At 34.7% G+C, this 14,070-nt stretch carries 7 protein-coding genes and 1 pseudogene; 7 read left to right on the top strand and 1 reads right to left on the bottom strand.

The window, feature by feature from the left end:
• Positions 1 to 183 precede the first annotated feature (183 nt).
• The 4 genes from QZU90_RS05795 to QZU90_RS05780 all read left to right on the top strand — a co-directional run bounded on the left by QZU90_RS05795 (position 184) and on the right by QZU90_RS05780 (position 6,201).
• Positions 184 to 1,089, top strand: coding sequence for an AEC family transporter (locus QZU90_RS05795; protein WP_296856054.1), 906 nt, complete (start codon positions 184 to 186; stop codon positions 1,087 to 1,089).
• Between the two features lie 624 nt (positions 1,090 to 1,713).
• Positions 1,714 to 3,696 (top strand): CoB--CoM heterodisulfide reductase iron-sulfur subunit A family protein, encoded by a 1,983-nt coding sequence (locus QZU90_RS05790; protein ID WP_296856052.1) that lies wholly within the window; start codon positions 1,714 to 1,716, stop codon positions 3,694 to 3,696.
• Positions 3,697 to 4,108: 412 nt separating this feature from the next.
• Positions 4,109 to 5,383, top strand: coding sequence for a serine hydroxymethyltransferase (glyA, locus tag QZU90_RS05785; RefSeq protein WP_295608300.1), 1,275 nt, complete (start codon positions 4,109 to 4,111; stop codon positions 5,381 to 5,383).
• A 119-nt stretch (positions 5,384 to 5,502) separates the two neighbouring features.
• The gene (locus tag QZU90_RS05780; RefSeq protein ID WP_296856050.1) at positions 5,503 to 6,201 is read left to right on the top strand and encodes a dihydromethanopterin reductase (acceptor); all 699 of its coding nucleotides are present in this window, start codon (positions 5,503 to 5,505) and stop codon (positions 6,199 to 6,201) included.
• A gap of 54 nt (positions 6,202 to 6,255) precedes the next feature.
• Here the strand turns inward: QZU90_RS05780 and QZU90_RS05775 are convergent, their stop codons facing one another.
• Entirely contained in the window at positions 6,256 to 6,633 is a 378-nt protein-coding gene (locus tag QZU90_RS05775) for a DUF192 domain-containing protein (protein WP_296856048.1), read from the bottom strand.
• A gap of 373 nt (positions 6,634 to 7,006) precedes the next feature.
• Here QZU90_RS05775 and ileS point away from each other — a divergent pair.
• The 3 genes and pseudogenes from ileS to glp all read left to right on the top strand — a co-directional run bounded on the left by ileS (position 7,007) and on the right by glp (position 13,914).
• Positions 7,007 to 10,364: pseudogene (gene ileS / locus QZU90_RS05770) on the top strand (isoleucine--tRNA ligase).
• Positions 10,365 to 10,373: 9 nt separating this feature from the next.
• Positions 10,374 to 12,584 (top strand): phosphoribosylformylglycinamidine synthase subunit PurL, encoded by a 2,211-nt coding sequence (gene purL / locus QZU90_RS05765; protein ID WP_296856046.1) that lies wholly within the window; start codon positions 10,374 to 10,376, stop codon positions 12,582 to 12,584.
• A 103-nt stretch (positions 12,585 to 12,687) separates the two neighbouring features.
• Positions 12,688 to 13,914 carry a gephyrin-like molybdotransferase Glp gene (gene glp / locus QZU90_RS05760; protein ID WP_296856044.1) on the top strand — a complete coding sequence of 409 codons (1,227 nt, stop codon included), beginning with the start codon at positions 12,688 to 12,690 and terminating at the stop codon, positions 13,912 to 13,914.
• The last annotated feature ends 156 nt before the right edge of the window (positions 13,915 to 14,070 follow it).

Genomic DNA, 14,070 nt, shown 5'->3' with positions numbered 1-14,070 from the left:
TGATCAAAATATTTTCAATAGTTGGGAGTAATTTCTCTTAACTACTTTTTCTTATCTATTTTTATTTTCTATTTTTTTTCAATTTTTTTTAATTTTACAAAAACTATTTTAACTTATTTTTATAAATTTAATTTATCTAACTAATTATTTTTTTTTAAATTATTGAATTATCTAGTTGATTGTATGGACTATAGGATTATTATTGTTTCAATCATTGTCATGATTCTGATAGGGGCCTTATCCAAAAAAATTGGCCTTTTAAAGGAAAATGATGTTGAAACCCTCAATAATATAGTAATCAATATAGCTCTACCATGTATGATTTTCAATGCTTTGTATACTGCTGATGTTTCCTTGCTTCCAAGGTTAAGCATATTAACTGTTTACATGTTAATAACTAGTTTAATTGTGGGAGTATTAACTTATTTGCTACTAAATTTTTTAGGATGGGACAAGAGGAAAATTTGGAGTTTGGTCATCGTTGTTGTTTTAGGAAATACCGGTTTTTTAGGATATCCTATCACTCAAGGAATCTTTGGTAATGCCGGTATGATAAGGGCGGTATTTTGTGATATTTCCACTTCAATAATCTTCGTTGTTTTAAGCTTTATCCTGATATTGATTTTTGATGGTGAAATCAAAGTAGCTATTCGCAAGATCTTAACATTCCTGCCTCTATGGTCAATCATATTGGGGATAACATTCAACATCTTAAGTATCCCAATCACCTCTGTTGGTTCCACTGTGGTGACTTATTTAGCTGGCGCTACCATTCCCCTTATTATGATATCCTTAGGATTGTCATTAAAGATTGATGGATTGAAGAATCATTTCAAAGAGGTAGGTTTGGCTTCATTTATAAAACTGATCATTTATCCTTTAATTGCATTAGGGGTATTGTCCTTACTTAATATTACTGGATTTGAACATACAATTGGACTTATTGAAGCGGCCATGTCCTCTGCAATGTTAGGATTGGTATTGGCTGTTACTTACAGATTGGATTGGGAGCTCACTTCTGATTGCATATTTACATCCACTGTATTCAGTCTTGTGACAATTCCTATATTCCTAATGTTTATCCTTTAACGAACATTTTAAGGATTTTCATCAATTTTTTATTATTCATTTTTTTTATTTCACTTGGCCAATTTTGCTGTTTTTTGGGTGTTGCAAAAAAGGTTACACTACTTTTTTTATTCTTTAAATTAGCTTAAATTGTATAACAATAAGAATTTATCATTATTTAAATCAATATCCTATTAATTATTATTTTTTTACCCTAATAACAATTATTTTCTATCTAAATTTATTTTTAGTTGATATGAACTCTTATCTTTGTTCGTAAATTTTTCAATTTTTAAAGGCTTTTCCACCCTTTTTTGAGATTTTCATTGTATTTTTTTTATTTTTTAGGTGTATCTAAATCTATTTTATTTTTTAAATTAAAGAATTAATGTTGATTTATTTTTAATAAAACTATTAATTTTATCTTTTTTGATTAAAATAATACTATCTAATTAAAATTTAGTGATTTAACAAATTTTTATTAATTTAAATTTTTCTCATATATATACTTTACTCCTACTTATTTATAGAAACCTTTATATACTCACTTTTTAGAAAAATTAAACTGTCTAATATTTTATATATATAATATATTTAAAAAATTAGATCAAATGATTAATCATTTTACTTGTACAAGGTGATTTAATGGCAGAAGAAATTAATAATGAAGAAATTAGAGTGGGAGTATATGTTTGCCACTGTGGTGTAAACGTTGGTGGAGTCGTAAACTGTCCTGAAGTAGCAGAATACGCAAAAACTTTACCTAACGTAGTTGTAGCAAAAGATTACAAATACATGTGTTCTGACCCAGGTCAAAGTCTTATCCAAGATGACATCAAAGAACACAACTTAAACAGAATCGTAGTAGCAGCATGTTCTCCAAGACTTCACGAACCTACCTTCAGAAGATGTGTAGAAGAAGCTGGATTAAACAAGTTCTTATTTGAATTTGCTAACTTAAGAGAACAAGACTCTTGGGTACACATGACCCAACCTGTTGAAGCAACTGCAAAAGCAAAAGACTTAACTCGTATGGCTGTTGCAAAAGCAAGATTATTAGAACCTCTCGAAGCTTCTAAAGTAGCAGTAGACAAAAAATGTCTCGTTATTGGTGGTGGAGTAGCAGGTATTCAATCTGCATTAGACTTAGCTGATATGGGATTCAAAACCTACATGGTAGAAAGAAACCCAACTATCGGTGGAAGAATGGGTCAATTAGACAAAACCTTCCCTACCTTAGACTGTTCCATGTGTATTCTCGCACCTAAGATGGTAGACACTTCCAAACACGAAAACATTGAATTAATTACTTACGCAGAAGTAAAAGAAGTAGACGGTTACATCGGTAACTTTACTGTAAAAGTTGAGAAAAAACCAAGATACGTTAAAGAAGAAGACTGTACTGGATGTGGACAATGTCAAGAAGTCTGTCCTATCGAAATACCTAACTACTACGACGAAGGTGTAGGTATGGTAAGAGCAGCTTACATCCCATTCCCTCAAGCAGTACCTCTCTGTGCAACTATCGACAAAAACTACTGTATCGACTGTGGTCTTTGTGAAACCGTATGTGGTCCTGAAGCAATCGACCGTAACATGGAACCAGAAGAAATCGAACTCCATGTTGGTACCATCATTGCAGCAACCGGTTACGACCCATATGACCCAACTGAAAAATACGAATACGGTTACGGTAGATACACTAACGTAATTACCGCAATGGAAATTGAAAGAATGATCAACGCATCAGGTCCTACTGGTGGTCACGTACAAAAACCATCTGACGGTAAAGAACCTAAACGTGTTGCATTCATCCACTGTGTCGGTTCCAGAGATGAACAAATCGGTAAATCCTACTGTTCAAGAGTATGTTGTATGTACTCCATGAAAAACGCTCAATTATGTATTGACCACGAACCTGACACTGAAGTAACCTGTTACTACATGGATATCCGTTCATTCGGTAAAGGATTCGAAGAGTTCTACAAAACTTCCCAAGAAAAATACGGAATTGAATTCATCAGAGGACGTCCTGCTGAAATCATCGAAAACGATGACTTAACCTTAACTGTAAGAGCAGAAGACACCTTACTCGGAAAAGTAACTGAATACACCTACGACTTAGTTGTATTATCTGTAGGATTAGAACCTCCTAAAGGATCTAACGAACTCAGACAAACCTTAGGTTTATCCAGAACTTCCGACGGATTCTACATGGAAGCTCACCCAAAACTCAGACCTGTTGACACTTTAACTGACGGTGTTTACATTGCTGGTGTAGCACAAGGTCCTAAAGATATTCCTGACGCAGTAGCACAAGGATCTGCTGCAGCATCAAGAGCATCTATCCCAATGGCTAAAGGTGAAGTAGAAATCGAACCTATTACTGCTGACACTGATACCACCGTTTGTGGTGCATGTGAAGTATGTGTAGAATTATGTCCATTCGGTGCTGTAAGTATTGAAGGTGAAGGCGCAGACAAACACGCAGCTATTAACGTTGCATTATGTAAAGGATGTGGTACCTGTGTAGGTGCATGTCCATCTGGTGCTATGAACCAAAACCACTTCAAAACCGAACAAATTATGGCACAAATTGCAGCAGCTCTCGAAGATGTTGCAAAATAGATTAAGAGATTTATTCTCTTTTTCTTTTTCTTTTTTTTTAAACAATTTTTATTTGTTCGTATATTTATCAACGTTTTTTTTAAGATTATTTTTCCAAAAATAAATCTTTTCTAAAATTAGGATTCTTTTTTCAAATTCTATAAAAATTTCTAATCTAAAAAAAAATTCAAAATATATTGAAGAATAATATAAATTATAATATATTTAATAAAAAGTTTTATTTAATTAAAAAATTATATTATATATTAATAAGAATTTTATAAGATTATATTTTTTAGATTTTTAGATTTTTTTAATTATTGTTCTGATTTTTATAAACTTTTAAAATTTTTAATTATTTTATCAAAAAAAGATTTAATTTATAATCATATTTATAAGATTACAATTTTTAGAGAATATAGGTGTTATTTTTATGTATCAATATGAAGAAGATATGAATAAGATTAATGACTTGATGAGAGTTCATAATGACTGGATGAGAGACAGCATTAACATGATTGCTAGTGAAAATACCACAAGTAATGCTGTTACAACTGCAATGGTTTCAGATTTGGCTCACAGATATGCTGAAGGACAAGCTTACGAAAGATTATACCAAGGATGTACCTACATAGACCAAATTGAAGACATTACAAAACAATTATCCTGTAAGATTTATGACTGTAGCTATGCAAATGTTCAACCTGTTTCCGGTGTAACTGCAAACCTCGCTGCTTTCTTCGGTTTTGCTAATGCTGGAGACAAAATGATTGCAATGAACATTCCTTACGGAGGACACATCTCCCATGCAAATGTAAGTGCTGCAGGTATTAGAGGATTAAAAACTTTAGAACATCCATTTAACCCAGAAGTAATGAATATTGATGCTGATGCATTGAACAAAATGATCTTAGAGGAAAAACCAAAAATCATCCTCTTTGGAGGAAGCTTATTCCTCTTCCCACACCCTGTATCCGAAGTTGTAGATGCAGCTAACGAAGTAGGCGCAACCATCATGTATGACGGTGCTCACGTACTCGGATTGATTGCAGGTAAACAATTCCAAGATCCTTTAAAAGAAGGGGCTGAAGTCCTTATGGGAAGTACCCACAAGACTTTCCCAGGTCCTCAAGGAGGAATCATCTTATCAGATAAGAAAAATGAAAAATTAATTGACAATGCTGTATTCCCTGGTGTAGTAAGTAACCACCACTTACACCACTTAGCTGGTTTAGGTATTGCTACCGCTGAAATGCTTGAGTTCGGAGAAGCTTATGCTAAACAAACCATTAAAAACGCTAAAGCATTAGCTGGCGCTCTTGCTGAACAAGGATTCAATGTATTATGTGAAGATTTAGGATATACTGAATCCCACCAAGTGGGTATGGATGTAAGAGATGTTAAAAGAGCTACCATCTTAGCTAAGGAATTAGAGCAAAACAACATAATTCTTAACAAAAACCTCATTCCTGGTGACAATGTAAATGACAGTGATGACCCATCTGGTATCAGAATCGGTACTCAAGAAATCACCAGAAGAGGAATGAAAGAGAAAGAAATGGAAGAAGTAGCTGAATTCATCTGGAGAGTTGCTGAAGGTGACAAAGTAGACATCAAGGATGAAGTCACTGAATTCATGTCTCAGTACAGAACCATTCACTACGCTTTCACAGAAGAAGAAGGATACAAGTTCATTGAACATATCTAATCCAAGCTTTTCCAGCCCTTTGGGCTGCAAAACCTTGACCAAAACTTTTTCCAAACTTTTGTGATAAAAGTTTGATCAAAATATTTTCACTAGTTGTGAGTAATTTTTGGAGATATTTTATGAAAATAGGATGGGCTTTTACCGGTGCAGGACATTTGCTTAAGGAAAGCGTTGAAGCTATGGAAGAATTGGCAAAAGACAACGATTTGACTGTTTTTTTATCACAGGCTTCCGAAGAAGTTTTAAAGATGTACGGTCTCTATGATAGGGTTGTTGCTGTAACTGGTGGAAGATATAATGAACTTGCAAGCGATTCCAATCAGAAATTCAGCTTTCCAATTACAGGAAGGCTTTCACTTGGAAAATATGATTTGCTTATAGTCTCTCCTACAACTGCAAACACAGTTGCTAAGATAGTTCATGGAATTTCAGACACTCTTGTAACCAATGCAGTTGCACAAGCTGGAAAAGGCAGAGTGAGAACTCTCATGGTTCCGGTAGACATTGAGCCAGGTGATGTGGAAACCATATTGCCATCAAAGCTTGAAAAGACAAAATGCCAAAAATGTGACGAATGTGAAGCAGCTTTAGCTTGTCCGAATGGTGCAATCATTGCTCATGAAGAGATTGATCTATTGAAATGCATTGGCTGTGGAACCTGTAATGACATTTGCCCATATGATGCAGTTTCAACAGGAAAAATCATAACTATGCATATGAGGGAAATTGATATTGAAAACACTCAAAAGCTCCAAAAAATGGAGGGAATCGAGATTTTCGACACTCCTCAAAGTCTTATGGATAGTTTAGATTTATAATTTTTCTATCCTTTTATTTTTTTAATTTTTATTTTTTAATTTTTTTATCTACAGTTATTTTAAACATATTACATCTGTTTCATCCTCTATATCTATTTCTATCTCATCCCCTATTTTCAAGCAATCATTGAATTCTCTTTTATCAAATTCCACTATATATTTTGCTGGTTTTTTAGGAATATAATAATTCCACGGCTTCATTTTAGCTATTTCATAAACCACATTACCTTTATCAATAAAAACTAAAACTATCTCAAATCTCATGAAAAAGCTATGGATTGAAGATCTTTCCTTCTTATTTATTCTTTCAGGAATCTCAAACAGCAATGGAACCCTTGCATTTTTTTTAAACATAAGTCCCATCAATCGACTAAAGAAAGTATTGGCTATTCTGATTTTTCCAATTTCCTCATTTGATTTAATGAGTGTCATTGACTTTAAATTTTTATTCGTTTTATTTCTTTTATTTTTCAATATTTTGACCATAATTCTATTATTTTCTATTTATTCTTAATATTTATAAATATTTTCATTATTAAAAAGTTATTTACACTTTAAAATGAATTTAACAATTAAATTGCAATTTTTTTATTTCATCATCATATTATAATTATAATACGATTATTATTTTTATAAATATTAATAATAATAAAGTTTATTTACATTCAAAATAAGAAATATATATCATAATAATATATATTATATAATTTATTAAAATCATTAAGATAATGAAAATTATCTTAAATTTTTATAAGATTTACCATTTTAATAAATTTAAAAAATCACATTTATTAGGAGAATCGATATGCCGTTAAAAGAGGCAGAGAAAAACTATGACTTTAAAAAGATAGAGGAAAAGGTCCAAAACTTTTGGGCAGATTCTGATATTTATGAAAAAACAAATAAATTGCGAGCAAATGGTCCACAATATTCCTTTTTAGATGGTCCTCCATATTGTAGTGGAAAAATCCATTTAGGAACTACCTGGAATAAGGTTATCAAGGATACCTTATTGCGTTACAAGTCCATGAATGGATTTTCTTTAAGAAGACAAGCTGGATGGGATACCCACGGATTGCCTATCGAACATAAGGTAGAGCAATTGTTAGGCATTGAATCCAAGCAGGAAATTGAGGAAAAATACGGCATTGACAACTTTATTGACAAATGTAAAGAGTTTGCAATGGAAAATAAGGTTGCAATGACTGAACAGTTCAAAAGCTTAGGAGTTTGGATGGATTGGGACAATCCTTATATGACCTTGGATCCTAAATATATGGAATCCGCTTGGTGGACATTGAAGAAGACTCATGAAAAGAATTTGCTTACCCGTGACCAAAGGGTAATCAGTTGGTGTCCTCACTGTCAAACTGCACTTGCTGCTGCAGAAATTGACTATACTGAAGGAGATGACCCTTCCATTTATGTACGTTTCCCACTTAAGGAAAAATTAATCACAGATGGAGATTATGCTGATTTAAGACAATCTTTCTTGGTATGGACAACCACTCCTTGGACACTTCCTGGAAACTTAGCTATTTGTTTGAATGAAGAATTCGATTATTCTTTCGTAAAGGTAGATGAAAGATTGAATGAAAGTGGAGAAGAAATCTTAATCATTGCAAAAGAGCTTTTAGAAACAGTTTTAGGCCCAATTGAAGTTATTCACAAAAACAAATTGCCAAATCCTAAATATGATCCTGAAGATGAAGAGTCTAAAGAAAAGAAATACATCATTGAGGAAGAGAAAGAAGTGATGTATGAGATAATTAAAACCGTAAAGGGATCTGAACTTTTAGGCTTGTCTTATGTTTATCCTTTAGCTGAGCAAGTACCTAAACAAATGGAAATTGAAGCTGAAAATAAATTGGTTCACACCACTTTCCATGGAGACCATGTAGAGTTAGGTGAAGGTACCGGTTTTGTACACACTGCTCCTGGACACGGTCCTGAGGACTTTGAAATAGGTCAAAAAGTAGGACTTCCTATACATTGTCCAGTGGATGAAGCAGGATGTTTCACTGAAGATGGTGGTATCTATGCTGAAGGCTTCACCAAAGACTTGAATGATACAATTATTGCAGATTTAATTGCTCAAGATTTAATGTTTAAGCATGATACAATCAACCACAGATACGGGGTCTGTTGGAGATGTAAGACTCCTATCATTTACTTAGCTACTGAACAATGGTTCATTAAAGTGCCTGAAATCAAGGATAAAATGCTCTCTGAAATTGACAGAGTTGAATGGGTACCTAAATGGGCTGGTGAAGGAAGATTCCATGATTGGGTAGCTAACGCTAAGGACTGGACCATTTCAAGACAAAGATACTGGGGTATTCCAATACCTATTTGGATTTGTCCTGATTGTGGTGAGATCAAGGTAATCGGTTCAGTTGAAGAGCTTAAAAATGAATCAATCAATGAAATCACTGCAAGTGATGAAGATTTAGTACACAGACCTTATGTCGATGACGTATTGATTAAATGTGATTGTGGCTGCGATTCACCTATGAAACGTATTCCTGATGTATTGGATGTATGGATTGACTCAGGAGTGGCAGGTTGGGCAGCTTTATACTACCCTCGTGAAGAGGAAATGTTTAATGAATGGTATCCTTATGACTTTATTTGTGAAGGGCACGACCAAACCAGAGGATGGTTCTATTCCCAATTAGGTACTGGTGTAATTGCATTGGATCAAGCTCCATACAATAAGGTTTTAATGCATGGATTCGTATTGGACGAAGAAGGTAAAAAGATGAGTAAATCCTTAGGAAACGTAGTTCAACCTGAGGAAGTTATTGAAAAGTATGGTGCAGATGTTCTAAGATTCTACCTTTTATGGGCTTGTAAGCCATGGGATGACCTTAAGTTCGTATGGGATGAATTGAACAATGTTAAAAAGATGTTCAATATCTTCTGGAACGTATATGTGTTCTCAACCACTTATATGGCACTGGATGAATTTGACCCTGCAAAATGTATAGTGGAAGGTCCTGATGCAAATGTCACTCTTAGAAATGAGGATAAATGGATCTTGTCCCGTGTAAATTCACTTGCTAAGGAGGTAGGTGAGGCGATTAACGATGTACACTTCCATTTAGCTACAAGAGCAATCAACAATTTCATTCTTGAAGACTTAAGCAGACAAATTAGGTGCATACTATTCACTTTACACTACACTCAATACCTTAATCCATTTGATGGCTCCAATCACTCCTCACTTATCTGAAGAGGTATATGAAAACTTGGTTAAAAACTTGGATGCTGATGCTGCAGAAAGTGTTCATATGGATGATTGGATGTATGATGAATCCTTAATCGATAAGGAACTTGAAGCTAAAATGGATAATGTGAGAGACGTTATCGAAGCATCTGCAAGAGCTAGAGATGTTGCAAGATACAAGTTAAGATGGCCTGTAAGTGACATCACTGTAGTATCACAGGATGATGAAATCTTGGAAAGCATATCCTCACTTGAAGATATTATTAAAGATCAATCAAATACAAAAGAAGTCATTACAGCTACTGAATTTGAAAACCTTACATTCATTGCAAAACCTAATCTCAAGACCTTAGGTCCAAGACTTAAGGGAGATATGGGCATTGTACAGAAATTCTTCGCACAAGCTAAAGCAGATGGAACAGGAAATTCCATAAAGGATAGCTTGGATGCTACTGGCAAATATGTAGTGAGAGGAGAAGATAGGGAAGGTAATTTAAAAGAAATTGAACTTTCCGCTGATGATGTTCTTTATGAAACTGAGCTTCCAGATGATGTTGTAAGTGCAGAATTTGCTGGAGGAAATGTATTCGTGAATACTAAAATCACTCCGGAGATCTTATCTGAAGCTATGGCTCGTGAACTTATTAGAAGAATCCAAGATATGAGAAAGGACATGGACTTGGATGTTGAGGCTAATATTGGCGTTATGGTGAATACTAATGCTGAATTCAAGGAATTAGTTGAAAAGCAGTCTGATTTAATAAGTGAAGAGGTAAGGGCTAAATCACTTGTAATATTCGATGGTGAAGCTTGTGAAGTCTGTACACTTAAAGGTACAGAAGAAAATGTTGATGATGATATTTCCATTGAATATTCAAAAGAATGGATTATTGAAGAAAACAAAGTAATTATTTCTGTTGTAAAACTTATCTAAGGTGTTTTTATGACTTTAACAGATTCTGAAGTAAAATATATTGAAGGAATTCTCGGAAGAGAAATGAACGAATTGGAAGAGGGAATGTTAGATGTAATGTTCTCTGAGCACTGTTCATATAAAAGTAGTAGGCCAATTTTAAAGTTGTTCCCTACTGAAGGAGAAAACATAGTTTTAGGTCCTGGGGATGATGCAGGTCTCGTATCCATTACAGATGAGTATGCTCTTGCTGTAGGTATGGAAAGTCATAATCACCCTTCAGCTATTGAACCTTACGGTGGAGCAGGTACTGGTATTGGAGGTATCTTAAGAGACATTATCTCTATGGGTGCAATGCCAATTGCACTTTTAGATAGCTTGCGTTTCGGTCCACTTGAAGACCAAAAGTCCAGATACTTGTTTGAGCATGTAGTGGAAGGAATATCTGACTATGGTAATAGGGTAGGTGTTCCAACCGTTGCTGGTGAGATTGAATTTGATGAGTCCTTCAGAACAAACCCTCTTGTAAACGTTTTATGTGCAGGGCTTGTGAAAAAGGACGAAATCGTAATGGCAGTTGCTCCAAATATTGGTGATGTCTTCTTGCTTATGGGTGGAACTACCGGTAGGGATGGAATTCATGGGGTAACCTTCGCATCTGAAGAGTTAACTTCCAATTCTGAAACTGAAGACCGTCCTGCTGTGCAAGTTGCAGATCCATTTACCAAAAAGAGAGTGCTTGAAGCTTCACTTGAAATTCTTGAAAAAATAGATTGTTCCGGTGTAAAGGATTTAGGTGGTGGAGGTCTTACTTGCTGTGTTTCAGAACTTGTAGACAAATCTGGAAATGGTGCAGTTGTAGACCTTAGGGCCATTCCTCTTCGTGAAGAGGGAATGACTCCTTACGAAATTATGCTTTCAGAATCCCAGGAACGTATGATTTTTGTCATTAACCCTAAAGATGTTGAATTGGCACAAGCTATCTGTGACAAGCATGAAATTCCTTCTGCTGTGATTGGTGAAGTTACTGATGGTAACCATATGGTTGTTAAGGATTTCGATGCAGAAGTGGAATTGCAAACATTATGTGATGTTCCAACAATCCTTTTAGCAGATCCTCCTTCACTTGATAGGGAAATGAGAGAGCCTGCTAAACCAACTGATTTGGTTGAAGTGGTAGATGGCCCAATAGATGAATCATTGATTAAAGTGTTGTCCTCCCCTAATATTGCAAGCAAGGAATGGGTTTACAAGCAATATGACCATGAAGTTCAAACCAGAACTGTAGTAAAACCTGGTGATGATGCAGCCGTATTGCAAATTGATGATGAAACCGCTGTTGCAATTACTGCTGATTCCAATACAATCCACACTAAATTGACTCCATATGATGGTGGAGCAGGAAGTGTTGCAGAAGCAATCCGTAATGTGGTTTCAATGGGTGCAAAACCTTATGCTGTTGTAGATTGCTTAAACTTCGGTAACCCAGAAACTCCTGAAATCCTTTGGCAATTCAAGGAGTGCATTAAGGGAATGTCTGACATTGCAGAGAAATTCGAAGCTCCTGTAATCAGTGGAAATGTAAGTTTCTACAATGAAACAGAAGGTATTAAAATCAACCCGACCCCTGCTGTAGGAGTTATCGGTGTTGAAAAGCTTTCAAGCATCAGAACACTCCCATTCAAGGAAGAAGGAGATAAAATCATTATTATCGGTAAAACCTATGATGAAGTTGAAGGTTCTGAATACCACAGAGCTGTACATTCTCTTGAACAAGGGGATGCTCCTAAAATCAGAATCGATGATGAATTGGCATCTGCAAAAACCATTCTTGACTTAATTGAAAATGACGGGGACTATGTAAAATACCTTGAAGGCGAAGATGAACTTGCAATAACCGCTACACACGATGTATCTGCTGGTGGAATAGCTATTGCATTATCTGAAATGGCTATGAGCGGTAAACTTGGCTGTGAAGTGGACATTAGCAAAGTTCCAGCCGAAGAGGGCATCAGTGACAATAACTTATTGTTCTCAGAATCCCATGCAAGATTCATCATAACTGTAAGCGCTGATAAGGCAGAAGAAATAATCGATTCCCTTGATGTGGACGCTGCAATCATTGGTGAAGTCAAAGGAGATTCATTAGTAATTAAAAAAGATGATGAAACAATTGTAGATTTAGCTGTAGCAGAATTGGATGACGCTTATCATGGTGTCATTGAAAAGTATATGGCTTAATTTATAATATTTTAATCAATCTTTTTATTTTTTTTAAATTTATTTTATTTTATTTTATTTTATTAATTGAATAATATTATTAATTTATTTTATGGACGATAATATGAAGTTTATATCAAATTTAATTCCATTGGGAGATGCTTTAGCTAAAATTGATGAGAATCAAAAGCTTATGGATACAGAAAAGATCAATCTAAAAGATTCTCAAGGTAGAGTTTTAGCTCATTCCATTTCCTCTTATCACAATTCCCCTCCATTTGACAAATCTGCTATGGATGGATATGCAGTGATTGCAGAGGATACATTTGGAGCTTCCAATAATGTCATTAAAGAATTAAAGATCATTGATAGGATTGGAGCAGGAGACTTTTCAGATAAGACCTTATCCAATGGTGAAGCTATTGTAATAGCTACTGGTGCACCGATTCCAAATGGTGCTAATGCTGTTTTAATGAAGGAATTCACCTATGAAGATGGGGATAATCTGGAGATTCATTCACAGGTTACTCCTGGTGAAAACATTTCTCCAAAAGCTGAAGACATTGCTGAAGGAGATGAATTATTAGGGGAGAATGTTTTAATCAGGCCACAAGAGATGGGTTTGATTGCCTCAGCTGGACACAGTGAAGTTGAAGTCTACAAAAAGCCAAGAGTCAAATTACTAATCACGGGGAATGAATTGGTGGAACCTTCTCCAGAGCTTGATAAGGCAAAAATAATCAATTCCAATCAATTCACCATTGCAGCATTGATTAGAAGTGCTGGAGCTATTGTTGATATAGAGCATGGTGCAGATGACTTTGAGGCAGTTAAGGAAGCAATCGATAAGGCAACTAAAGACTATGATGTTGTTATCACTACTGGTGGAACCGCTATAAGCAAAGGGGATGTAGTCATTGAAGCAGTTGAGGAATTAGGTCAAGTTCTTTTCCATGGTGTTGCAATGAGGCCAGGAAAGCCTGTAGGTGCGGGCATTGTTAATGGAACCCAAGTGTTTATGCTTTCCGGCCAGCCTGTAGCTGCTATGGGCCAATTTGATATAATTGCAAGACATTACATATTTAAAATGCAAGGACTTGATTATTCCCATAAAGTGATTAATAGGGTATCTAAAACCAAAATACCTTCATCTCTTGGAAGAACAGATTATATTCGTGCGGTAGCTGATGATAATGGTGTTCATCATGTCCTGAATAGAGGTTCTGGTATCATTAGGTCAATGGTAGAGGCAAACTGTTACATTATCATTGACGAAAACCATGAAGGAATCGAAAAAGGAGATGAAGTTGACTTGATCTTCTTCAATGATATGGCATGGCCTAGCCTTTAGAATTAAAATTTTATATTTTTAAAAATTAATTATTTTTTATATTTTAAAAAAAGAATTTAAAAAAAAGAATGTAGATAAGAATATTAATTCTTATCTTTGCTATTTTTATTTATTTTTTATTTAAATTTTATTTATTTTTTATTTTAATTTTATTAA

The sequence above is a fragment of the uncultured Methanobrevibacter sp. genome, from assembly GCF_902784195.1.
In the GTDB taxonomy this organism is placed as follows: Archaea; Methanobacteriota; Methanobacteria; order Methanobacteriales; family Methanobacteriaceae; genus Methanobrevibacter.
This window is presented reverse-complemented; position numbering and strand designations above follow the sequence as displayed.

Bases quoted from the DNA above. Each gene is read 5' to 3' on its own strand.
- QZU90_RS05795 (WP_296856054.1), top strand. From the start codon at position 184: ATGGACTATAGGATTATTATTGTTTCAATCATTGTCATGATTCTGATA.
- QZU90_RS05790 (WP_296856052.1), top strand. From the start codon at position 1,714: ATGGCAGAAGAAATTAATAATGAAGAAATTAGAGTGGGAGTATATGTT.
- glyA (WP_295608300.1), top strand. From the start codon at position 4,109: ATGTATCAATATGAAGAAGATATGAATAAGATTAATGACTTGATGAGA.
- QZU90_RS05780 (WP_296856050.1), top strand. From the start codon at position 5,503: ATGAAAATAGGATGGGCTTTTACCGGTGCAGGACATTTGCTTAAGGAA.
- QZU90_RS05775 (WP_296856048.1), bottom strand. From the start codon at position 6,633: ATGACACTCATTAAATCAAATGAGGAAATTGGAAAAATCAGAATAGCC.
- purL (WP_296856046.1), top strand. From the start codon at position 10,374: ATGACTTTAACAGATTCTGAAGTAAAATATATTGAAGGAATTCTCGGA.
- glp (WP_296856044.1), top strand. From the start codon at position 12,688: ATGAAGTTTATATCAAATTTAATTCCATTGGGAGATGCTTTAGCTAAA.